Origin of the sequence: Mycolicibacterium chlorophenolicum (genome assembly GCF_001044235.1) — a bacterium.
GTDB classification, from domain to species: Bacteria; Actinomycetota; Actinomycetes; order Mycobacteriales; family Mycobacteriaceae; genus Mycobacterium; species Mycobacterium chlorophenolicum.
The window spans coordinates 43411-67970 of record NZ_JYNL01000010.1 but is presented as its reverse complement, the minus strand read 5'-3'; the positions used below and the strand labels follow the sequence as shown (position 1 = coordinate 67970).

The 24560-nt window shown below is 71.6% G+C and carries 13 protein-coding genes; 11 read left to right on the top strand and 2 right to left on the bottom strand.

The annotated features are described in order from the left end of the window. Positions 1–3: 3 nt before the first annotated feature. Genes MCHLDSM_RS05800 through MCHLDSM_RS05770 form a run of 7 tightly spaced genes read left to right on the top strand, consistent with a single transcriptional unit; the run spans position 4 to position 19251 of the window. Positions 4–5418 (top strand): type I polyketide synthase, encoded by a 5415-nt coding sequence (locus tag MCHLDSM_RS05800; protein WP_048469292.1) that lies wholly within the window; start codon positions 4–6, stop codon positions 5416–5418. After that, positions 5418–10811: a type I polyketide synthase gene (locus tag MCHLDSM_RS05795; protein ID WP_048469291.1), complete on the top strand. Its 5394-nt coding sequence runs from the start codon at positions 5418–5420 to the stop codon at positions 10809–10811. The genes MCHLDSM_RS05800 and MCHLDSM_RS05795 overlap by 1 nt, the downstream gene beginning before the upstream one ends. Then, positions 10808–15235 carry a type I polyketide synthase gene (locus tag MCHLDSM_RS05790; RefSeq protein ID WP_268781250.1) on the top strand — a complete coding sequence of 1476 codons (4428 nt, stop codon included), beginning with the start codon at positions 10808–10810 and terminating at the stop codon, positions 15233–15235. Before MCHLDSM_RS05795 ends, MCHLDSM_RS05790 begins: the two co-directional genes overlap by 4 nt. Before the next feature lie 27 nt (positions 15236–15262). After that, positions 15263–16267, top strand: coding sequence for a daunorubicin/doxorubicin resistance ABC transporter ATP-binding protein DrrA (locus MCHLDSM_RS05785; protein ID WP_048469290.1), 1005 nt, complete (start codon positions 15263–15265; stop codon positions 16265–16267). Then, a complete protein-coding gene (locus tag MCHLDSM_RS05780) occupies positions 16264–17109 on the top strand; it encodes an ABC transporter permease (protein WP_048469289.1) in 846 nt (281 codons plus the stop codon). The genes MCHLDSM_RS05785 and MCHLDSM_RS05780 overlap by 4 nt, the downstream gene beginning before the upstream one ends. Further along, entirely contained in the window at positions 17106–17957 is an 852-nt protein-coding gene (locus MCHLDSM_RS05775; RefSeq protein ID WP_048469288.1) for an ABC transporter permease, read from the top strand. Before MCHLDSM_RS05780 ends, MCHLDSM_RS05775 begins: the two co-directional genes overlap by 4 nt. Before the next feature lie 37 nt (positions 17958–17994). After that, positions 17995–19251, top strand: coding sequence for a phthiocerol/phthiodiolone dimycocerosyl transferase (locus MCHLDSM_RS05770; RefSeq protein ID WP_048469287.1), 1257 nt, complete (start codon positions 17995–17997; stop codon positions 19249–19251). On the opposite strand, the gene MCHLDSM_RS05765 is transcribed toward MCHLDSM_RS05770, so the two are convergent. Further along, positions 19248–20078: a class I SAM-dependent methyltransferase gene (locus tag MCHLDSM_RS05765; protein WP_048469286.1), complete on the bottom strand. Its 831-nt coding sequence runs from the start codon at positions 20076–20078 to the stop codon at positions 19248–19250. The two genes, MCHLDSM_RS05770 and MCHLDSM_RS05765, sit on opposite strands and share 4 nt — an antisense overlap. 77 nt (positions 20079–20155) lie before the next feature. Between MCHLDSM_RS05765 and MCHLDSM_RS05760 the strand changes: the two genes are divergently transcribed. From MCHLDSM_RS05760 to MCHLDSM_RS05745, 4 genes are all read left to right on the top strand, one after another. Next, positions 20156–20857: a flavodoxin family protein gene (locus tag MCHLDSM_RS05760; protein WP_407661919.1), complete on the top strand. Its 702-nt coding sequence runs from the start codon at positions 20156–20158 to the stop codon at positions 20855–20857. 5 nt (positions 20858–20862) lie between these two features. Continuing rightward, complete coding sequence (locus MCHLDSM_RS05755; protein WP_048469284.1) at positions 20863–21369, top strand: DUF2505 domain-containing protein; 507 nt, start codon at positions 20863–20865, stop codon at positions 21367–21369. Positions 21370–21371: 2 nt separating this feature from the next. Continuing rightward, a complete protein-coding gene (locus tag MCHLDSM_RS05750; RefSeq protein WP_048469283.1) occupies positions 21372–22091 on the top strand; it encodes a nitroreductase family protein in 720 nt (239 codons plus the stop codon). 138 nt (positions 22092–22229) lie between these two features. Continuing rightward, on the top strand, positions 22230–23750 hold the full coding sequence (locus MCHLDSM_RS05745) for a hypothetical protein (protein WP_048469282.1): 1521 nt from the start codon (positions 22230–22232) through the stop codon (positions 23748–23750). Positions 23751–23774: 24 nt separating this feature from the next. On the opposite strand, the gene MCHLDSM_RS05740 is transcribed toward MCHLDSM_RS05745, so the two are convergent. Beyond that, entirely contained in the window at positions 23775–24560 is a 786-nt protein-coding gene (locus MCHLDSM_RS05740; protein ID WP_048469281.1) for an SDR family NAD(P)-dependent oxidoreductase, read from the bottom strand.

Sequence of the window (24560 nt, the reverse complement as noted above, 5' to 3'; positions counted from 1 at the left end):
GAGATGACCCAAGCGTCGCCTGCTTCGCCGGATCGCCGGGCGATCATCACCGAGGCCCTGCGCAAGATCGACGATCTGAGCGCGCGGCTGGCGGTGGCCGAGAAGGCCGAGACCGAACCGATCGCCGTCGTGGGCATCGGCGCGCGACTGCCCGGCGGGGTCGACAACGCGTCGCAGTTCTGGCAGTTGCTGCTCGACGGCGGCAACGGCGTCATCCGGGTGCCGGCCGACCGCTGGGACGCCGACGAGTTCTACTCGCCCGACCACAGCGTGCCCGGCACCATCGTCAACCGCGAGGGCGGGTTCCTGACCACTTGGCAGCCCGACGAGTTCGACGCGGAGTTCTTCTCGATCTCCCCGCGCGAGGCCGCCGGCATGGATCCCCAGCAGCGGCTGCTGATGGAGGTCGCGGTAGAGGCGCTCGAGGACGCCAACATCAGCCCGCGATCGCTGCGCGGCTCGTCGACCGGCGTGTTCGTCGGCCTGACCGCCAACGACTACTTCCGCTCGGTGATCGGCAAGCTCGAGCCCGAGGAGATCGACCCCTACATCCCGTTCGGCAACGCGCCGAACTTCGCGGCCGGTCGGCTGTCCTACTTCCTCGGCGTGCGGGGTCCCGCGGTGGTCAGCGACACCGCGTGCTCGTCGTCGCTGGTGTCGATCCACCTGGCCTGCCAGAGCCTGCGCCGCGGCGAGAGCGACCACGCGCTGGCCGCCGGGGTGAACCTGATCCTGAGCCCGGAGAACAACATCGCCTGCTCGCGGTGGGGCATGCTGTCGCCGACCGGCCGGTGCGCGACGTTCGACGCCGACGCCGACGGCTACGTGCGCAGCGAGGGCTGCGGCGTCGTCGTGCTCAAGCGCCTCACCGACGCGCTGCGCGACGGGGACCGCGTGCTCGCGGTCGTCCGCGGCTCGGCGGTCAACCAGGACGGCGCCAGCAGCGGCCAGACCGTCCCCAACGGCCCCGCCCAGCAGGAGCTGATGCGCACCGCGCTGGCCAACGCGCGGCTGGCCCCGTCGGACATCGACTACATCGAGGCACACGGCACCGGCACCGGGCTCGGCGACCCCATCGAGCTCGACGCGCTGGCCGCCGTGTACGGCGACCGCAAGGACTCCGCGCCGCTGGTGCTCGGGTCGGTCAAGACGAACCTCGGGCACCTGGAGTCCGCGGCGGGCGTCACCGGCTTCATCAAGACGGTGCTCAGTGTGGCGCACGGCCACATCCCCAAGCAGCTGCACTTCACGAAGATGACCCCGCAGGCGTCCGAGGGCGCGTCGAAGTTCCACATCGCCGCCGAGCCGATGGACTGGCCGGCCCACGACCGTCCGCGCCGCGCCGCGGTGTCGTCGTTCGGCGTCAGCGGCACCAACGCCCACATCGTCCTCGAGCAGGCCCCCGAGCCCGACCCTGCGAAAACGCCGGCGGCTCAACCGGAACCGCCGGTGAGCACACTGGTGGTCACCGGCAAGACCCCGGCCCGTGTCGCGTCGCTGGCCGGCGCGCTGGCCGACTGGCTGCAGAGCCCGGACGCCGCGTCGGTCGGCCTGGCCGACGTCGCCGAGACGCTCAATCACCGCCGCGCCCAGCACCCGCGGTTCGCCACCGTGGCCGCCACCGACCGCGACCAGGCCGTCGCCGGGCTACGGGCGATCGCCGGGGGCTACCCGGCGCCGGGTGTGGTGCCCGTGCACGACGGCGCCTGCGGTTCCGGCACGGTGTTCCTGTACTCGGGGCAGGGCTCGCAGTGGGCCGGCATGGGCCGACGGTTGCTGGCCGACGAGCCGGCGTTCGCCGCGGCGGTCGACGAGCTGGAGCCCGACTTCGTCGCGCAGGCCGGGTTCTCGCTACGCGACGTGCTGACGTCCGGGGAGACCGTCGTCGGCATCGACCGCATCCAGCCGGTGCTGGTCGGGGTGCAGCTGGCCCTGACCGCGCTGTGGCGGTCCTGCGGCGTCGTCCCCGACGCCGTGATCGGGCATTCGATGGGTGAGGTGACGGCCGCGGTGGTGGCCGGCGCGCTCAGCCCGGCCGACGGCCTGAAGGTGATCTCCACCCGCTCGCGGCTGATGAAGCGCCTGTCCGGGCAGGGCGCGATGGCCCTGCTGGAACTCGACGCCGCAGCGGCCGAGAAGCTGATCGCCGGCTACGACGGGCTGACCGTGGCCGTCTACGCCTCGCCACATCAGACCGTGATCGCCGGCCCGCCGGACCAGGTCGACGCCGCGGTCGCGGTGGTCGACGCGCAGGACCGGCTGGCCCGCCGCGTCGACGTCGACGTGGCCTCGCACCACCCGATCATCGATCCGATCCTCGACGAGCTGCGCACCGAACTGGCGACGCTGCAGCCGAAGGCGCCGGCCATCCCGGTGATCGTGACCACCGATCAGCGGCCGACCGATGGTTCGAACGTGTTCGACGCCGACCACTGGGTGGCCAACCTGCGCAACCCGGTGCGGTTCGCCCGCGCGGTCGCCACCGCCGGGGCCGACCACGCCGTGTTCGTCGAGGTGAGCCCGCACCCGCTGCTGGGCTACGCGATCAAGGACACGCTGGCCGAGCAGCACCACCACAGCATCGCCACGCTGCAGCGCGACGCCAACGACACGCTCACCTTCCGCACGAACCTCAATGCCACCCACACGACGCGGCCGCCGAAGACGCCGGAGCGGCCCGGCCCGCGGGTGCAGATCCCGACCACGCCGTGGCACCACTCGCACCACTGGATCCACACCGCCGCGATGCGAAAAGCGGCTGAGGACAACGGTTCTGCGGTGTCGCCGGCCGGCGGCGAGGGCGGCTACCACGAGTGGATGCACCGGCTGAGCTGGCCGGTACGTGAGCTCGGCGCAGCCCGCGCCGACGGCTCCTGGCTGGTGCTCTCCGACGACGAGGGCCTGGCGAAGGCGCTGGGCGCGCAGGGGCTGCCGCTGTCCGCGCTGGACGACCCCGCCGCGCTCCAGAGTGCTTTCGGCGCAGCGGATGTCGTCGTGTACGCACCGTCGGTGCCCGCGCAGCGCTTCGACGCCGCCGCGGCCTACCAGATGTTCGACGAGCTGCGCCGCCTCGTGGTCGCGCTGGCCGGAACCGGTTCGGCACCAAGGCTCTTCGTTGCGACGCGCAACGCGCAGCCGGTCGTCGACGGGGACCGCGCGAACCCCGCGCACGCAGTGCTGTGGGGCCAGGGTCGCACGCTGGCGCTGGAGCATCCCGAGTTCTGGGGCGGTCTGGTCGACGTCGACGAGACGCTGCCGCCGGAACTGCTGGGCGCCTACCTGCGCACCGAGGCGTCGACGCTGGGGGACACCGACCGCGACGACCAGGTGGTCTACCGGGTCGGCGAACGGCGTGTTCCGCGGCTGGAGTCGGCGGCGCTGCCGGCGGTGGCGGTCAGCCGCCTCGAGAGCGGCACCAGCCACCTCGTCGTCGGCGCCACCGGCAACGTCGGCCCGTACCTGATCCGCCAGCTCGCCGAGATGGGCGCCTCGACGGTCGTCGCGGTGTCGCGGCGCGGCACAGGGCTCGCCGAGCTGGCCGCCGAGCTGGCCCCGCACGGCACCACGCTGGTCGAGGTCGCCGCCGACGCCGCCGACGAGGCGTCGATGGCTGCGGTGTTCGACCGGTTCGGCGCCGACCTGCCGCCGCTCGACGGCGTGTACCTCGCGTCGCTGGCGGGCGGCGAAGCGCTGCTCACCGACATGACCGACGACGACCTGCGGCCGATGTTCCGGGCCAAGGTCGACGCCGCGGCGGTGCTGCACAAGCTGTCGCTGACCACCGCCGTACGCCGGTTCGTGCTGTTCTCGTCGATCACCGGGCTGCTCGGTTCCCGCGCGGTCGCCCATTACACGGCGGCCAACGCCTTCGCCGACGCGTTCGCCTACGCCCGCCGGGCGCTGGGCCTGCCGGCGACGGTCGTGGACTGGGGCCTGTGGAAGTCGTGGTCGGACGCCCAGCCGCAGATGAAGGCGGCCGGGCTGGAGCCCATGCCCAACGACGTCGCGATCCGGATGCTGCCGACGGTGCTCAGCCCCGACGCCGGCACGCAGATCGTGCTCGCGGGCGCCGACTGGCCGCGGCTGGCCGACGCCTACCGGATGCGCGCCGCGGTCAAGGTGCTCGACCACCTGGTCAGCGGGCCGGTCGACGGCGCGGACCTGTCGGCGCTTCCCGCGCCTGCCTGGGGCACGGTGCTCGGCGACCCGGTCGAGGCGGCCGGTCACGATCACGTGTGGCGGGCGCGGCTGCAGCCCGGCGAACGGTCCTACCCGGTTGCGCACCGCGTGCGCGGCGTCGAGGTGGTGCCGGTGTCGGTGGTGCTGCACACGCTGTCGGCCGTGGCCGCCCGCATCGGTGACGGGAAGGTCGCCGGGGACATCCGGTTCGAGTACCCGATCGTCGCCGATCAGCCGAAGGTCGTCCACGTCGTCGCCACGGGCGACGCGCTCAGCGTGTGGTCGAGCGCCGGACCCGACACCCCCGAGCAGAAGTGGACCCGGCACGCCGGGGCCACGCTGGTCACCGCCCCCGGGGCGGCGCCGCAGGGCGATCAGAGCCCCGTCGGGACGGTGTTCGACGGCGCGGCGATCGAGGAGATGCAGCGCGCGTGGGGGGTGGAGGGCCGGCCGTTCTCCTGGACCGTCGCCGACGCCACCGCCACCGCCGCCGGCGCCCGGGGCACGGTCGACGTGCCCGCGGGAACGGACACGCCTGCTGCGGCGCTGCTGGACGCCGCCGTGCATGTGGCCCGCCTCGCCGACGCCGACAACCCGGCGCTGCTGCTGCCCGCGGGCGTCGAGAGTCTCGCCGAGGCCGACGCCGCGGTGGACGGGCCGGCCGTGATCGAGGTGTACCGGCGGGCCGGCGCCGGCGACGGACTGGTCGTCGACGCGGTGGTCACCGGACCCGACGGTGCCGCGTGGGTGGACATCCGCGGCCTGCACTTCGCCCCGGTGGAGTCGGCCCCGGCCCCGAGCACGGGCCAGACGGCAACGGCGACAACCGAATTCGTCGACTGGACGACGATGTCGGGCGCGGACACGATTGCGCAGCTGCGGGTGCGGCTGCGCGCGATCCTGGCCCGCGAGCTCGGCATGCCGGAGGACGCGGTCGACGTCGACGCGCCGTTCCCCGAGCTGGGCCTGGACTCGATGATGGCGATGAACCTGTTGCGCGACGCCAAGGCGCTCGTGCGCATCGACCTGTCCGCGACGATGCTCTGGAACCACCCGTCGATCGCGCTGCTGTCGCAGTTCATCGCCGAACTGCTCGCACCGACGCAGCAGGCCGCACCGGAGTCCGAGCCTGAGCCCGAACCCGAGGACGACTCGGATGAGTTCAGTCTCGACGACCTGTTCGACAGCATCGAATCTTCCGTCGAGTCGGCCAACGCCGGCAGTGAGGGCGCCATCTGATGAAGACCACCTTCGACCGGATCTCGGCGATGACCGTCGAGCAGCGCGACAAGCTGGCCGAACAGTTCGAGAAGGCGTCGCGCGTCGCCGGTGCCGAGCCGATCGCCGTCGTCGGCATCGGCTGCCGGCTGCCCGGCGGGGTCACCGGACCCGACAGCTTCTGGAAGCTGCTGGAGAGCGGCACCGACGCGGTCACCGAGGTGCCCGCCGACCGGTGGGACGCCGAGGCGTTCTACGACCCCGACCTGAGCGCGCCGGGCCGGATGCCCACCAAGTGGGGCGCCTACCTCGACGACGTGACCGGCTTCGACGCCGACTTCTTCGGCATCACCCCGCGTGAGGCGACGTCGATGGATCCGCAGCAGCGGGTGGCCCTCGAGGTCGCCTGGGAGGCGCTGGAGAACGCCGGGTACGCCCCCGATCAGCTCGGCGAATCCCGCACCGCGGTGATGCTGGGCGTCTACTACAGCGAGTATCAGAACGCCTCGCCCGACAACGCCGACGCCATCGACGCGTACTCGGCGACCGGCAACGCGCACAGCGTGACCGTCGGCCGCATCGCCTACCTGCTGGGCCTCAAGGGCCCGGCGGTGGCCGTGGACACCGCGTGCTCGTCGTCGCTGGTGTCGATCCACCTGGCCTGCCAGAGCCTGCGCATGCGCGAGAGCGACCTCGCGCTGGCAGGCGGCGTGAACCTCAACCTGCGCCCGGAAACCCAACTGGCGCTGGCCAAGTGGGGCATGCTCTCGCCGCACGGGCACTGCTATGCGTTCGACTCGCGTGCCGACGGGTTCGTCCGCGGCGAAGGTGCCGGCGTCGTGGTGCTCAAGCGGCTGACCGACGCGGTGCGCGACGGGGACCGTGTGCTCGCGGTCGTGCGCGGCTCGGCCGTCAACCAGGACGGCCGCTCCAACGGCCTCACCGCCCCCAACGCGCCGTCGCAGCGCGACGTCCTCACCCGGGCGTTGAAGTCGGCCGACGTCGCGGCGGCGACCGTCGACTACATCGAATGCCACGGCACCGGAACGGCTCTCGGCGATCCGATCGAGTTCGACGCGCTGGCCGCGATCTACGGCAAGGGCGAGGTGCCCTGCGCGCTGGGCACGCTCAAGACGAACATGGGCCACCTCGAGGCGGCCGCCGGCGTGGCCGGATTCATCAAGACCGTGCTGACGCTGCAGCACGGCACGATCGCGCCGAACCTGCACTTCGACAAGTGGAATCCGCAGATCGACCCGAAGCCGACGCGGCTGTTCGTGCCGACCGAGGCCAAGCAGTGGCCCACCAGCGACCACCCGCGCCGCGCGGCGGTGTCGTCGTTCGGCTTCAGCGGCACCAACGCCCACATCGTGCTGGAGCAGGGACCGGAGAGCCCGGCGGCAACGCCCGCACCGGAAACCGGCGTGACCACCCTGGTGGTCTCCGGCAAGACCCCGGCCCGCCTCGCCGCGTCGGCGAAGGCGCTGGCCGACTGGCTGGAGGGCGACGGCGCGGCGGTGCCGCTCACCGATGTCGCGTTCACCGTCAACCACCACCGCAGCCGCTACCAGACCATCGCCACGGTGTGCGCCCGCACCCACGCCGAGGCCGTGACGGGCCTGCGCGCGCTGGCCGCCGGCCAGAGCGCGCCCGGCGTGATCGGCGCGCACGACGCCAAGGTCGGCAAGGGCACGGTGTTCCTGTACTCGGGGCAGGGTGCGCAGTGGGCCGGCATGGGCAAGGCGCTGCTGGCCGAGGAGCCGGCGTTCGCCAAGGCCGTCGACGAGCTCGAGCCGGCATTCGTCGACAAGGTGGGCTTCTCGCTGCGCCAGACGCTGGAGGCCGGCGAGCCGGTCGTCGGCATCGACCGCATCCAGCCGGTGCTGGTCGGCATGCAGCTGGCACTGACGGAGCTGTGGCGCTCCTACGGCGTGGAACCCGACGCGGTGATCGGCCACTCGATGGGCGAGACGACGGCCGCGGTGGTGGCCGGGGTGCTCACGCCCGCCGAGGGCCTCGACGTGATCGCCACCCGGACCCGGCTGATGAAGCGGCTGTCCGGCCAGGGCGCGATGGCGCTGCTCGAACTCGATCCCGCGGCGGCGGAGAAGCTGATCGCCGACCGTCCGGACGTGACGATCGCGGTGTACGCGTCACCGAAGCAGGTGGTGATCGCCGGACCGCCCGATCAGGTCGACGAGCTCGTCGCGCAGGTCGACGGGCAGGGCAAGCTGGCCCGCCGCGTCGAGGTGGACGTGGCGTCGCACCACCCGACCATCGACCCGGTGCTGCCCGAGCTGCGCGAGGCGCTGACCGCGCTGAGCCCGGCCGCGCCGAAGATCCCGCTGGTCTCGACCGTCGCCTACACCGGCTCCTCGCTGATGTACAGCGCCGACTACTGGGCCGCGAACCTGCGCAACCCGGTGCGGTTCAGCCAGGCCGTGCACGAGGCGTCGGCCGAGAACAGCAACTTCATCGAGATCAGCCCGCATCCGCTGCTGAGCCACGCGATCTCCGACACCCTCGCCGCGCAGTCGACCAGCCGGCGGTTCCACGTCGGCTCGACCGTGAACCGGGACCACCCGGAGACGCTGGCGTTCCACGCGCAGCTCGCCGCGGTGCGCCCGCCGGCGGTCAAGGCCGCCGACGGCGAGTTCGGCCGCGTGGTGGACGCGCCGACGAGTGCCTGGCAGCACGTGCCGTTCTGGCAGTCCGACCGCGGGTCGGGTCAGCAGTTCACCGGTGCGCACCCGCTGCTGGGCCTGCACGTGGAACTGCCGTCGGGCAGCGGCCACGTCTGGCAGTCCGACGTCGGCACCGAGCCGCATCCGTGGCTGGCCGACCACATCGTGCACGGCCTGCCGGTGATGCCCGGCGCCGGATTCGCCGAGATCGCGCTGGCCGCGGCCCAGGAGGCCCTGGGCGTGCCCGCGACCGGGGTCGAGGTCTCGGTCGAGGTCGAGCAGATGCTGCCGCTCGACCCGCACACGAAGCTCACCACCCAGCTGCACACCGCCGACGACGGCGCGCTGCGGGTGGAGATCCACTCGCGGTCCGACGCGGGCGGTTGGACCCGGCACGCGGTCGGCACCGTCCGGGCCGTCGACGCGGGCGACGCACCGGCGAAGGTGACGCCCACGGCGGGCGGCACCCCGGTGTCCCCGGCCGACTTCTACACCGCGCTGCGCCGAACCGGCGCCCATCACGGCCACGCGTTCGCGGCGCTGACCCGCATCGCGCGGTCGACCGATGCGGCCGACACCGAGATCGAGCTGCCCGACGAGGCGACGCCGCACCGGGGTATCGCGCTGCACCCGGTGATGCTCGACGCCGCGCTGCAGGGCCTGGCCGCCGCGATGAGCGACTCCACGCTCGCCGACTCCGGCGAGGACACCTATCTGCCGGTCGCGTTCGGCTCGATCCGGGTGTTCGGGACGGTCGGGCGGCGCGCCCGGTGCCGCGCCGAACTGGTCAGCGTGGTCGCCGACACGGGTGACGCCGTCGGCCGCGTCACGCTGACCGACGACACCGGCACCGTGCTGGCGCGCGTCGACAACGTCACCCTGAAGCGGGTCCAGCGGCGCACCGTCCCACTTCCGTTGTCGCAGAAGATCTTCGACTCCCGGTGGGTCGAGTCGGCGGCGACGACGGCGGGATCGCCGACGGGCAGCTGGCTGGCTTTGGCCGACGGCTCGGCGGGCCTGGCCGCGGCGCAGGACTTCGCCACCCGGTTCGGCGGCGCCACCCGGCGGGTCGTCACCGCCGACCTCGGCGACGAGGCGGCCGTGCGGGAGGCGTTCGCCACCGCGACGGCCGACCCCGACCTGCCACCGGCCGGCGTGATCGTGTTCGGCGACTTCGGCTCCGGCGATGCCGCCGACGCCGCAGCCGGACTGGACCATGCCCGCGACGTGATCTGGGGCGTGGCCGGCACAGTGCGCGCGATCGTGGGCAGCTGGCACGGCAAGGCGCCGCGGCTGTGGCTGGTCACCCGCGGCGGCCTGGTCGTCGCTGCCGAAGACGGGCCGGGCAACCCGGCCGCCAACAGCCTCAAGGGCCTGGTGCGGGTGCTGGCCTACGAGCATCCGGATCTGAAGACCACGCTGCTCGACACCGGCGCCGACGACCCGGCCGGGGCGCTGGCCGCCGAGATCGACGCCAACGGTGCCGATGACGTGATCGCGTGGCGCGGCGGCACCCGGTTCGTCGAGCGGCTTTCCCGCGCGGCGCTGCCGGCCACCCCGGGACAGCTGACCGTCCGCAGGGACGGCTCCTATGTCGTGACCGGTGCGCTGGGCGGCGTCGGCATGTCCGTGGTGACCTGGCTGGTCGAGCACGGCGCGGGACGTCTCGTGCTCAACGGCCGCCGCGGACCCTCCGAGGAGGTGCAGGCCGTTCTCGACGGGCTGTCGCAGCGCGCCGAGATCGCGGTCGTCACCGGCGACATCGCCGACCCGGGGGTGGCCGACCGGCTGGTCACCGCCGCCGAGGAGACCGGCAAGCCGCTGCGCGGTGTCATCCACTCGGCCGCGGTGCTCGAGGACGAGATCTTCGTCGGCCTCACCCGCGAGAGCCTGGACACGATCTGGGCGCCGAAGGCGACCGGCGCGCTGCGGCTGCACGAGGCCACCGTCGGCAAGGACCTGGACTGGTGGGTCGGCTTCAGCTCGATCGTGTCGCTGCTGGGTTCACCGGGTCAGGCGGCCTACGCCGCCGCCAACGCCTGGGTGGACGGGCTGGTGGCGGCGCGGCAGGCGGCGGGGCTGCCCGCGATCGCGATCAACTGGGGCCAGTGGGCCGACGTGGGTCTGGCCAGCACGCTGCGGTTCTCGGTGCTCGACCCGATCAGCCCGGCCGAGGGCGTCGACGCGCTCGGCGGCGTGCTGGCCGCCGGGCTGTCCCGGGTGGGCATCGCGCGGCTGCGGCTCGACCGTGCCGCCGCGGCGTTCCCCGAGATCCATCAGATCGGGTTCTTCACCGACCTGATCGGCGAGCTCCAGACCGACGACATCGACGACGACTGGGGCGGCGCGGACGCGCTCAAGACCATGGACGCCGCGGAGGTCAACCGGGTCGTGGTGGCCCGGCTGCGCCGCCGCATCTCGGCGATCATGGGCTACTCCGACGACAGCGCGGTCGACGTCGCGCAGCCGCTGACCGAGCTCGGTCTCGATTCGCTGATGGCGGTGCGCATGCGCAACACCATCCGCGGCGATTTCGGGGTCGAGCCGCCGGTGGCACTGTTGTTGCAGGGCGCCACGCTCAACGACCTCGCGGTGGATCTGATCCGCCAGCTGGGGCTCGAGGAGCAGGAGGACGCGGAGCGTCCCAACGCGCTGCGCGAGCGCGCCCAACAGCGTGCCGCCGCGCGTCAACGTGCCGCATCGCGGCGGAAAGTAGGACCACGATCGTGACGGACAACCAAGCGGAGCTCCCCGACAACGCCATCGCCGTCATCGGCATGGCCGGGAAGTTCCCGGGGGCCGAGTCGGTGTCGGCGTTCTGGCGCAATCTGCGGGCCGGCGTGGAGTCCATCGTCGACCTGTCCGAGGACGAGCTGCTGGCCAACGGCGTCACCGAGCGGGCGCTGGCCAACCGCGGCTACGTCCGGCGCGCGGGGCTGATGCCGGGCATCGAGGAGTTCGACGCGGAATTCTTCGGGTTCACCCCGTACGCGGCGCGCATGCTCGACCCGCAGCACCGGCTGTTCCTGCAGTCGGTGTTCCACGCGCTCGAAGACGCCGGCTACGACCCCAAGGGCCTGGAGTCCACCGTCGGTGTGTTCGGCACCAGCAGCTCGAGTGGCTACCTGCTGCACAACCTGATGTCGAACTTCGACCCGATGATGGTGATCGGGCAGGGCGCCAGCTTCGAGATGGTCAACCTGTCGCTGCAGAACGACAAGGACCACCTCGCCACCCGGGTGGCCCACCAGTTCGATTTCCGCGGCCCGGCCCTGTCGGTGGCCACCGCGTGTTCGTCGTCGCTGGTCGCGGTGCACCTGGCGTGCCAGTCGATCCTCAACGGCGAATGCGACATCGCGCTGGCGGGCGGGTCCTCGTTGCGCATCCCACACCACGTCGGCTACTGGTACGAGCAGGGCGCGATGGTGTCGCCGACCGGGCAGTGCCGCCCGTTCGACGTCCGCTCGGACGGCACGATCTTCGCCAGCGGCGTCGGCGTGGTGGTCCTCAAGGCGCTGGCCGACGCGATCGACGACGGTGACCGCATCCACGCGGTGATCCGCGGCTCGGCGCTGAACAACGACGGCGCGACGAAGATGACCTACGCCGCGCCGAACGCGCTCGGGCAGGCCGAGGTCATCGCCGAGGCGCACGCGATCGCGGGCGTCGACGCGTCCTCGATCACCTACGTCGAGACGCACGGCACCGGCACCCCGCTGGGCGACCCGATCGAGATCGAGGGCCTGCGTCAGGCGTTCGAGCTGGCCGAGGACACCCGCAGCGCGCCCTGCTACCTGGGCTCGGTGAAGTCGAACATCGGCCACCTCGAGACCGCGGCCGGCATCGCCGGGCTGATCAAGGCCATCCTGTGCCTGGAGCACAAGGCGATCCCGGCGACGCTGCACTACACCAGCCCGAACCCGGAACTGCACATCGACCGCGGACCGTTCCGGATCCGCAACGCCGACGGCCCGTGGGAGTCCGACGGCATCCGGCGCGCCGGGGTCAGCTCGTTCGGGGTGGGCGGCACCAACGCCCACATCGTGCTCGAGGAGGCGCCGACCGCACCGGCCCCGACACCGAGCGCGCGGCCGCAGGTGCTGGTGCTCTCCGCCCGCACCCAGGAGGCGCTCGCGCAGTCGCGGGCCGCGCTGGCCGCGGAGCTGGCCGTCAGCGACGAGATCAGCCTGCCCGACGCCGCCTACACGCTGACCCGGCGCCGCAAGGACCCGTTCCGGCTTGCCGCCGTCGTGCACGACCAGGCCAACGCCGCGACGGTGCTGTCGGCAACCGAGACCGACAACGTCTTCGAAGGCCATGGGGTGCCGGACGCCGAGTCCTCGGCCGACCGGGTGGCGTTCCTGTTCCCGGGCCAGGGCGCCCAGCACATCGGGATGGCCCGCGGGCTGTACGACGGCGAGCCGGTGTTCGCCCGTCACTTCGACGAGTGCGCGACCGCCTTCAGCGACGAGATGGGCTACGACCTGCGCGCCGAGATCTTCGACGGCGTGGGCCGCAACCTCGAGCACACCGATCGTGCCCAGCCCGCGCTGTTCACCGTGGAGTACGCGCTGGCCCGGCTGATCCAGTCCTACGGCGTGGAGCCCGCCGTGATGGCGGGCCACAGCATCGGGGAGTACCCGGCCGCCACGATCGCGGGCGTGTTCGACCTCGACACCGCGGTCAAGGTCGTCTCCAAGCGGGCGCAGCTGATGCACGCCGCGCCGCGCGGCGTGATGGTCGCGGTTCCGCTGAGCCCCGAGGCCATCGCCGAGCACCTCACCGGCGACGTGGACGTCGCGACGATCAACGATCCGGGCAGCTGCGTCGTCGCGGGCAGCGAGGAGGCGATCCGCACCTTCCAGGCCGGCCTGGCCGAGAAGGGCATCGCCGCGCGGCGGGTGCGCACCTCGCACGCGTTCCACTCCCGCCTGATGGATCCCGTGGTCGCCGAGTTCAGCGCGTTCCTGTCCGGCATGACGCTGCACGAGCCGCGAATTCCGTTGCTGTCCAACATCACCGGCACCACGATGTCGGCGGCCGAGGCCACCAACCCGACCACCTGGGCCCGCCAGATCCGGGCCACGGTGCGCTTCGCCGACGAGCTCGACATGCTGCTGAGCGCGCCCGACCGGGTGCTCGTCGAGGTCGGTCCCGGCGGCACGCTGACGTCGTCGGCCGGCCGCCACCCGCGCTGGTCGGAGCGGCACCGCGCGGTGCGGCTGATGCGCCACCAGGCCCAGAACCGCAGCGACTCCGACACCTTCCTGCTCGGTCTCGGCCAGCTGTGGGCGGCGGGCGTCGAGGTCGACTGGAACCAGGGCACCGACAGCGAGCCGCAGCTGGTGACGCTGCCGGGCTACCCGTTCGCCAAGCAGCGGCACTGGGTCGAGCACAACGCGAACGCGGCGTGGCTGGCCGGTGCGGGCGCCAACGGCATCGCCGTGGATGCGGCCTCGCCCGCCGGGATGTCGGGGGCGCCGGCCACCGCGGGCGGCACGTCCTCGGTGGAGACCGCGCTGCAGCAGGTCTGGGCGCAGTGCCTGGGCCTGTCCGACATCGACCGCAACGCCAACTTCTTCGAGCTGGGCGGCGACTCGCTGATCGCGATCAGCGTGGCGATGACCGCGGGCCACCGCGGCCTGGACCTCACCCCGCAGGATCTCTACGAGAACCAGACGGTGTCGTCGCTGGCCAAGGTGTTGACGGCGCGGTACGCCGAGGGCGGGCTGGCCCGGCATTCGCTCGACGACGTGGTCACCCCGCCGGTGCCGCCGAACGTGGCGTACTTCCTCGAGCACGGCCTGCGCGACGTCGGCCGCTGGCGCACCCCGGTCATCCTGGGGCTGCGCGCCGACATCGGTGAGGACGACGTGCGCGCGGTGCTGACCGCCGTCACGGGCGTTCACGACGCGCTGCGGGTGCATCTCGTGGAACGGGCCGGCGTCTGGGAGCAGCACATCGCCGAGCCCGGCGAGTTCACCGAACTGGTCGTGCGTGCCCTGCCCGACGGGGTGTCCGCGGGCAGCCCGCAGGAGCGGGAGGCTGTGCAGGCCGCGCTCGACGAGCAGGTTCGCGAACACCAGTTGCTGACCGCGCCGCTGACGGCGACGTTCCTGCGCGGCAGCGCGGGCGGCCCGTCCTACCTGGCGCTGAGCCTGCACGGGGTGGCCGGCGGACCGGGCGACGACGGGGTGTCGCGCGACGTGCTGCTGACCGACATCTTCACCGCGTTCTCCCAGCGGATGGCGGGGGAGGAGATCGCCCTGGCCGCGGTCCCCACGTCGTGGCGGGAGTGGTCGCAGCGCTGCGCCGGGCTGGCCACGCACCCGGCGGTGCTGGACAGTCGCGACTACTGGCTGCAGACCGCGCGCGCCGCGACGGTGAGCGTGGCCGGACCCGAACCGGCCGAGCGGCCGGGCGCCGACGATCTGGTGCGGTTCTCGGCGGCGATGTCGGCCGCCGAGACCGGCGAGATCGACGACACGCGGCGGCGGCTGCGGTTGCCGGTCGAGGAGATCCTGCTCGCCGCTCTGGGCCGGGCCGTCGCGGCGACGGTCGGCGAGGGCGCGGTGGCGGTTGACGTCGGCGGGCGTGCCCGCTCGGTGCTCAAGCCCGACGTCGACCTGCAGCGTACGGTGGGGTGGTTCTCCACCCTGCACCCGGTCGCGCTGACCGCGGCGTCGGCCCAGAACACGGGTGCGGGGGCGCTGCTCGAGGACGTCCGCGAGACGCTGAAGGCGGTGCCGCACTACGGCATCGGGTACGGCCTGCTGCGGTACCTGTACGCGCCGACGGCTAAGGCGCTGGGGGAGACCCGGTCGGCCGACATCCTGTTCACCCACGTCGGCACGATCCCCGAGGTGCCCGCCGAGCAGCCCGAGGACGCGCCGGTGCGCTTCGACGCCGACACCGCGCTGCCCATCCGCGACGCACTGCCCGGCCTCGGGCACGCGCTGGAGTTGCGCGTGTACCGGACCGGCGGCGTGCTGCACACCGACTGGTGGTACGACAGTCGCCGGCTCGGGCCCACCGATGTGGAATCCTTTGCCCGGCAGTACTCGACGGCACTGCTGGAGATCACGAGGGAAGCGCTGGCCGAGGAGGACTCCGACGCGGCCGGCGACGAGCTGGCGCTCGTCGACCTGTCGTGACACGGCGCAACCGGGCAGGAGGAGCTCATGGCCCGCTCTGAGAAGGCGGTGGTGGTCGCCGGCATCCGGAAGTCGTTCGGCGACGTCGTCGCGCTGCGTGACGTCAGCTTCGAGGTGGAGCGCGGCGAGGTGCTCGGTCTTCTGGGCCCCAACGGGGCGGGCAAGACGACGACGGTCAACATCCTCTCGACGCTGATCACCCCGGACAGCGGCCGCGCGCTGATCGCGGGTCACGACGTGGTCGGCGATCCCGCGGGGGTGCGCCGGTCGCTGATGCTGACGGGGCAGTACGCGGCGCTCGACGACATGCTCACCGGTCGGGAGAACCTGCTGATGTTCGGCCGGCTGCAGGGCCTGAAGAAGAGAGTCGCCAAAGAGCGCGCGGTGGAGCTGCTCGAGCAGTTCGACCTGGTGGCCGCCGGGGACCGGCCCGTCGGCACGTATTCCGGCGGGATGAAGCGCCGCATCGACATCGCCTGCGGGCTGGTGGTCCGCCCGGAAGTGGTGTTCCTCGACGAGCCGACCACCGGGCTGGATCCGCGCAGCCGCCAGGCGATCTGGGAGCTGGTCACCGACTTCAAGGAGGCCGGCATCGCCACGCTGCTGACCACGCAGTACCTGGAGGAGGCCGACCTGCTCAGCGACCGCATCATCGTGATCGACAAGGGCACGGTGATCGCCGAAGGCACCGCCGACCAGCTCAAGGAGCGCACCGGCGGCACCTACTGCGAGATCGTGCCGCGGCACATGCGCGACCTGCCCGAGGTGGCCCGCGTGCTGGGACCGCTGCTGCCGCAAGCGAACCGGGCCGCGCTGACCGAGACCTCCGACCGCATCTCGATGCCGGCGCCGGACGGCCCGACCACGCTGATGGCCGCGCTGACCAAGCTCAGCGAGGCGAACATCGAGCTGATGGACATCGCGCTGCGGCGCCCGTCGCTCGACGAGGTGTTCCTGGCGCTGACCGGTGACGACACCCGCGGCGACGACGAGCGCACCGCCAAGCTCGCGGCTGCGGACGCCTACGCGTGACCGGCTCCGTCTCGACCGCGGCGCGGTCGTCGAGGTCCACGGTTCCGGACGCGTCGCGGCCGCGGGTCAACCCGATCCAGCAGTGGTGGGTGCTGACGGTCCGGATGATCATCCCGACGCTGCGCAACGGCGAGCTGGCCACCCAGATCGCCGGGTCGATCGTCTTCACCATCGGCTACTACCTGCCGCTCAAGCAGATGATGGGCGCGATCCAGCCGCTGTCCAGCTACGCCCAGTACCTGACGCCGCTGATCATCCTGCAGGCGATCTGGTTCGCGGCGGTGTCGGCGGCGTTCCGCTCGGCGACCGATTCGATCCAGGGCATCAATCGGCGCTTCCGCGCGATGCCGATCCCGGCGATCATGCCTCTGGCCTCGCGGTTGACCGCGAGCATGTACCGCTGCTGCATCGCGCTGGTGGTGTCGGTGGTCTGCGGTCACGTGATCGGGTTCCGGTTCCACGGCAGCCTCGCCCACATCGCCGCGTTCGTCGGACTGGTGCTGCTGATCGGCGCGACGCTGGCGGTCATCGGCGATCTGATCGGGATCGCCACCCAGAACCCGGAGGCGACGGCCCCGATGATGCTGGTTCCGCAGCTGACGCTGGGCCTGGCGTCGGTGGGCCTGCAGCCGGTCGAGCGCTTCCCCGAGTGGATCCAGGGTTTCGTACGCAACCAGCCGCTGTCGCAGTGGGTGTACGGCCTGCAGGCGCTGGCCGGCGACAGCACCGATGCCGCGCCGGAGGCGACGTGGGCGGTGCTCGCTCCGGGCCTGGCGTGGGCGGTGGGCTGCGGGGTGCTCGCGGTCGTGCTGCACGGCGTGGTGAGCAGGAGACGCCGATGACGGCGACGCAGGCGTCCCGGGCGGAGGCGCCCTACCGGCCCGGCGGGCGGCACCGGGTGGCCAGGGTGTGGGAGAACTCGCCCCGCAGGCTCGTCCCGCAGGTGCTGGTGCTGACCGCCCGCATCCTGCGCCGCTGGAGCCGCGACCCGGCGACGCTGGTGCAGTCGCTGGTGATGCCGGCCGGGTTCCTCGCGGCGCTGGACATCGTGCTCGGCGACGTCATCGAGAAGGTGACCGGACACAGCGGCCTCTACGGGCAGGTGCCGCTGGTGGCGCTGGTCGGCGGTATGACGGGCGCGATCATCGGCGCGGTGAACGTGATGCGCGAACGTGAGGTCGGCCTGCTGTCCCGGTTCTGGGTGGTGCCGGTGCACCGGGCGGCCGGGCTGCTGGCCCGGCTGCTGGCGGACTTCGTCCGCATCCTGGTGATCACGCTGGCGGTGATGTGCGTGGGCCTGGCGCTGGGCATGCGGTTCGAGCAGGGCCTGCTCGCCGCGGTCGTCTGGGTGTTCGTGCCGTCGCTGTTCGTGGTCGCGCTGTCGGCCGCGGTGCTGACGCTGGCACTGTTCTCGCAGTCCACGATCGTGCCGCAGGCCACCGAGATCGTGATCGCGCTGCTGATGTTCTTCTCGATCGGGTTCGTCCCGCTCGACCAGTACCCGGACTGGCTGCAACCGATCGTCGAGCATCAGCCCGTGAGCTATACCATCGAGGCGATGCGGGGCCTGTCGCTGGAAGGGCCGATCGCCGAACCCCTCCTCTTCACGGCGCTGTGGTCGTTCGGCATCTTCGCCGTCTGCGCGGTGCCGCTGGCGATCGGGTACCGCAGGGCCAGCCGTCGTGGGTGAGCCACCCACGCCACCGACGTACAGGGAGAACTGAGCGATGTTTCCTTCCTCGGGCATCCGCAAGCTCGCGCGCAGCGAGGAGATGTTCGCCGAGACGCACAACTTCATCGGCCTCGCCGCGCACGTGAAGGGCCCGATGGACGCCGACGCGCTGTCCGACGCCTTCGACGCACTGCTGCAGGCGCATCCGGTGCTGGGCGGGCACCTCGAGCAGCTGCCCGACGGCAAGTGGGAGATCGTGCTCGACGACCTGATGCATCCGGGCATCGAGGTGGTGGAGCTCTCCGGCGACGAGCCGGCGCCGCCGCTGATCTTCGACCAGACCCAGTCGCTGGTGCACCTGCGGCTGACCGTCCGCGACGGGCAGGCCCAGCCGACGCTGTACATCCACCACAGTCTCGCCGACGGCCACCACCAGTTCAGCCTGGTCGAGGAGTTGTTCTCCACCTACACCGATCTGGTCACCACGGGCACCGCCCGGCCGGTGAAGGTGCATCCGGCGCCCGAGCCGCTCGAGGTCATCCTGGCCAACCGCGGCGTGGAGAAGAGGCCGCGCTCGGGGCTCGAGCGGCTGCTGGCCGCGATGTTCGCCTACGAGCTGCCGCCGTCACGGCGCGCCCCGTCGGACGTCAATCCTGTTCTGCCACAGCTGGTTCCGATGGAGTACTGCACACTCTCCGAGCAGGACACCGAGAAGATCATCGCGTTCTGCCGGGCGAACAAGCTGGGCCTGAACAGCCTGCTGTCGGCCGCGGTGCTGATGGCCGAGTGGCAGGTGCGCAACACCCCGAACATCCCGGTGCCCTACGTCTATCCGGTGGACCTGCGGTACCTGCTGACCCCGCCGGTCTCGGCGACCGAGAGCACGAACCCGGTCGGCATCGCGACCTACCTGGCCGAGATCCATCCGGGCACCGATGTGGCCGCGCTGGCCCGCGACATCAACGACACCTACAAGAAGGACATCGCCGAGGGCGTGATCCAGCAGAGCTTCCTGCACTTCAGCCCGCAGTACGTCGGCAACCCGCCGGGCCTGCCCGATGTGGTGATGTTCACCGACAACGGGATCGTGCCGCCGCTGCGGACGCCGCCGGACATGGAGGTCGCGGCGAGCCACGGCGAGTTCTACTTCGCGGTCGGGGCGGGCATCGAGATCTACACGTCGAAGATCTTCAACGGCGCGCTGATGATCGAATACCACTCCCACGGACCCGATCGCGACAAGTCGATCGCCGCGATCGAGGCGCAGCTGCGCAGCATCGCGGCCAAGCAGGCCGCGAGCACGGGCGCCTAGGCGCCCGGCCCGAACGCGTAGCGATGGTATTGCAGCGAGGTGCGCAGCGCCGGCGCCAAGGTCACGGCACGCTTGAGCGCGTGCATGCCGCGGCCCGTGCGCGCGTAGGTGCTCGCATCGAAAAACGTTGCCGCCGAGAGCAACCGGATGTCGGGCAGCTTGTCGAGGATCTGCTGCGGGCTGTTGACCGCCCAGTACAGCACCGATCCGGAGGTGCGGACCAGCGACTGCGTCTTCTGCGATTTGATGGCCAGCCAGTTGAAGAAGTCGATCTGCAGCTCCCCGGTACCGAAGCGGTCGATGAACCGGCGCAGCAGCGCGATGCCCTCCTCCTCGGTCAGGTACATGCTGATGCCCTCGGCGATGAGCAATGTCGGCCTGTCCGAAGGGATCTGGTCGAGCCACCCGGGCTCGGTCGCCGGGGTGGGGATCAACTCGTAGTGGGGCCGGCTCGGGTAGATCTGCTCGCGCAGCGCGATCACCTGCGGGAAATCGACGTCGTACCAACGGACGTCGGGTCCGGGGTCGATGCGGAACACACGGCAGTCCAGCCCGCAGCCGAGGTGGACGACGGTGCACTCGGGGTGCGCGGCGATGAACTGGCGCACCCAGATGTCGTACTGCGCGGTGCGAACGGTGAACAGCGGAGCCCACTTCGGGGTGATCTCGAGTTCACTCCAGTCGAAGTCGAGCTTGCCGATCGCCTCCTTGGCGAACCGGTCGCCGAGGATGGGCTGCTCGAAGTCCGCATCGAGCGCCTTGAGGTACAGCGTGGACAGCATCGTCTTCGCGGGACCGCTCAGATTGACCGCAACTTTGTCGTTCACGTGTGTGAGGCTATGCGGTTGAGGCCCGGCGTGGCACGTCGGGGCGTGCGCACCAGGGATGACATCAGGGAAAGGATGTGCCGAGGGTGACTGAATCACCGCAACCGGCGGCCCGGTCGCCGCGGGTGCTGCTGCTCTACTACAGCTACACCGGGCAGGCCAAGAAGGTTCTGGATGCGGCGGCGACGGTGTTCCGCGCCCGCGGCTGCGAGGTCACCGAGGCGCCCATCGAGTTCACCGATCCGCGCTACGCCGAGCGGTTCTCGCGGTTCCCGATGCGCCGGGTGTGGCCCGAGTTCATCGGGATGCTGCCCGCGCAGACGCTGCAGCGCACCGGGGACATCCGCACCCCGGACGCGGTGCGCACCGGCGACTACGACCTGATCTGCATCGGCTCGCCGACGTGGTGGGACACCGTGTCGATGCCGCTGCGGTCCTTCCTGAAGTCCCACGAGGCGCGACCGCTGTTGGAGGGCAAGCGGTTTGCGGTGTTCGTGGTGTGCCGGCGCAAGTGGCGCAAGAACCTCGCCGGGGTGCGCAAGCTCGCCGAGAAGAAGGGCGGCCGCTACGTCGACGGCATCCACTTCACCTATCCGGGTGGCGAGCTGCCGTCGATGCTGTCGCTGACCAGCTACCTGGGCACGGGGGAGTACCGCGACCGCTACCTCGGGGTGAAACTGCCCCCGACCAACATCGACGACGACCACCTCGAGGAGGCGCGCCGGTTCGCCGCGCGTGTCGCGGACAAGGTGTTCGGCCGGCAGAAGCAGGAGACGTAACCGACGTGCCCCGTCCCTTCGACGTGACGACCGAGACGTCGGCAGGCGTCGCCGATGTCGTCGCCGCATTCAGTGCCCAGGAGTACTGGCTGGCCCGGCTGGCAGCCTACGGCGGTGACTCGATGACGCTGGACTCGCTGGTCGTCGACGACGACGGCGGCATCGTCGTGCGCACCACCCAGGATCTGCGCCAGGAGATGCTGCCCGGCGCGATCGGCCGGCTGCTGCCCGGCGACACCGCGATCACCCGGACCGAGTCGTGGCGGCCCGCGACCGACGGGCAGGTGCACGGTGAGTTCACCATCGCCGCCCGCGGGGTGCCCAGTTCGGGCGCGGGAACCATGGTGCTGCAACCGGTTCCGGCGGGCTCGCGGCTGCGGGTGCGGGGCTCGCTGGAGGTGCGGATCCCGATCATGGGCGGCCGCATCGAACGCTACGTCGCCGATCTGATCGCCCGGGAGGTACCGCAGATGCAGCAGTTCACCGCGTCGTGGATCGCCGGGGAGGCCTAGCGATGCCCGAGCCGATCCCGGCCACCGCCGACGCGCTGGCCCGGCTGGACATGCCGTTGGTCGAGGCGATGATGACGCAGCGGGCGATCCGGCGGGTCCGGCCCGACCCGGTCGACGACGCGATCGTGCTGAGGTGCATCGAGCTCGCACTGCGGGCACCCACCGGCGCGAACGGGCAGAACTGGGAGTTCGTCGTCGTCAAGGACCCGCGGATCAAGAAGAAGCTGCAGCGGCGCTACCGGATCGCCTGGCGGGTGTTCCACCGCACGTCGATCCGCGACATCGCCTCCTACGACGACGAGATGGCCAAGAGCGTGAAGGCCATCGAATGGCAGCTCGAACACTTCACCGAGATCCCCGTGCTGGTGATCGCCTGCCTGCGCCTGGGCGCCCGGGACGGCAAGGTGCCGTTCGTGCCGATGCCGCACGCGGCCGCGTCGTCGTTCTACGGATCGATCTACCCCAGCCTGCAGAACCTGTTGCTGGCAGCGCGCTCCATGGGGCTGGGCGCCTCCCTGATCACGTTGCCACTGTGGAACGTGACGTCGGCCCGACGGGTGCTCGGGCTGCCGCTGGACGTCACCCCGTGCGCGGTCGTGCCGCTGGGCTGGCCGAAAGGCCGGTACGGACCGACAACCCGCAGGCCCGTCGACGAAGTCGTGCATCTGGACCGGTACGGCAACCGGGCCTGGTTCGGCCCGCGCCGGACACTGCAGAACTGACGCACACGTCAACCGCGGAAGCGTCTCGGCGCGGTCATCTCGCTTTGCTGGACACCCGTGGCCGGGTGGGATACGTTCCTTGCTGTCGGGGATCTGTTCACGCACAGTCGATTCACAGTTGAACCTGAAAGGGGCGTCATGCCTGCTGCCGTACGGCCTTATGTCACGGCCGGCGTGGCACTGGTAGGGGCCAGCGTCATCTCCGTCACTCCGATCCAACCGGTGTCCCTCGCCGACCGCGCGGTCACCCAGGAATACAGCCTGACCGCCGCGTCGAGCCCCACCTGCGCACCGGGATCCGTCTCGGCGCTGTGCGGCGACGCCTCCGGCGCCGCGGCGCTGCCCACGGGCCTGCCGGTCACCGCGCTGGGCACCGACCCGTCGCTGCTCTACGTCCCGATCAACCTGCTCAACATGGCCCTGAGCATCCCGGCGTGGGAGATCCAGGCCATGGACCGGTTCGCCGACGCGATGATCGGCACCGGCAGCTGGCAGGTGTGGGGCCCGACCAACGTGTTCGGGTTCGACGAGTGGGATCCGCCGAAGCTGAAGGGCTTCGTCGACATGCTGATCCCGATCAAGCCGTTCTCGTCGGTGCTCGGCCAGGACCTGAGCTGGTGGGCCCAGGCCAATCTGCCGATGAACTCCGGTTGCGCGGCGTTGCCCGGCGCGTGCCCGAACCTCGGCGGGCTGCTCGGCAGCATGTTCAAGGTGTCGCTGCTCGACCTCTACCAGGGCTACACGTTCCCCGCCGCGGGCGAGGAGGGTTCGACCAACCCGTTCACCGGTGAGCCGGTGTCGTGGGCGGGCCAGACCGTCAAGCTGGATCCGTTCGGTCCGATGACGTCGATGTGGGACTACCTGACCGCACCGCCCACCGGCCCGGAGACCGTGCCGCTGAGCGACTACTTCTCGGTGCCGGCCAAGCTGGGCAAGGCGCTGTTCGACTCGTTCTACCCGTTCGTGCAGAACAGCGAGTGGTTCAACGACGAGCAGACCAGTTTCGCGCCGCTTTTCCGCGCGCTGGCCCCTCTGCTGTGCCCGTCGTGCACACCCGGCAAGCCGGTCTACGACAACCCGTGGCTCTACGAGAACTACCCGCCGAACCAGCAGGCCACCACGGAAGCGACCCCGACGGCCACGCTCGCGGCCGCGACGGCGCCCGAGGCCCCGGAGGCAAACACCGGAACTCTCGCAAACCGTGAAGAGAAGTCTGAGAGTTCGCACCCGGTGAAGGACGCGGTGACGGGTCTGCTGAAGAAGTTCGAGTTAGCCGGCGAGACCGACGACGCCGCGGCCCCGGCCCCTGCGGAGCCTGCGGCCGAGGTTGCGGAGAAGCCGGCCGAGGCCACCGAATCCGCCGCGACGGAGACCGAGGCCGGGACCGGGACCACGGCGGAGACCGCGTCGGACACCGCCAAGGACGGCACGGACGGCGCCGCGGAATCGGCGAAGCCGACGCGGACCGGGCTGTTCGGCAAGCACCGCAAGTCCGAGGGCGACGACACCAACTCGGTGAGCTCGATCCGGGACAAGGTCAGCTCGGACAAGGGCTCGTCGTCGGACAGGAGCACCTCGTCGGACAAGGGCGCGTCGTCGGACAAGGGCTCGTCGTCGGACAAGGGCTCGTCGGACAAGGGTTCCGGCGGCGCCGAGTAACGCGCAGCGAGTCGCCGTGCGCCGCTACCCGCGGCGCGCGGCGGCCCTGCGCAGCGCGGGCAGCAGCAGGGCCCGCGGCGTGAACCGCCCACCCAGCCCGGTGAGTTTGGGCAGCAGGCCCGGCACGACGAGGCGTTTCCCGGCGAGCATGCCGTCGATGCCGGCCTCGGCGACCTCCTCGGCCGAGACCTGGACCGGCCCGCCGGGCGGGGCCTCGCCGGCCACCTCCCACCACTCGGTGGGCACCGGCCCCGGGCACAGCGCGGTGCACGACACCCCGGTGCCGCGCAGTCCCTCGTGGACGGCCTCGGAGAAGGTCTGCACGTAGGCCTTGCTCGCCGAATACACCGCGGCCCCCGGCAGCGGCTGGAAGCCGGCGATCGAGCCGAGGTTGAGGATCGCGCCGGACCCCTGCCCGATCATCGACGGCAGCGCGGCGTGGGTGAGCTCGGTCAGAGCGAGAACGTTCAGCACCACCTGGCCGCTCTCCCGTTCGGCCGGCAGATCCTGGAACAGGCCGTTGGTCCCGAAGCCCGCGCTGTTGACCAGGCCGGCCAACCCTCCGCCGCGCAGCCGCTCGGCGACGGCGGCCCGGTCGTCGGCGTCGTCGAGGTCGACGGCCAGCACGTCGACCGGGCGTGCCGGACCGCGCAGTTCGTCGGCCAGCGCGTCGAGGCGGTCGCGCCGGCGCGCGACCAGTGTCAGCGGATAACCGCGCCGGGCCAGACCGCGCGCGATCTGGGCGCCGATGCCCGACGACGCGCCGGTGATCACGACGGTGCGCTCGGCACCGGGCGGGGGGAGGGCCAT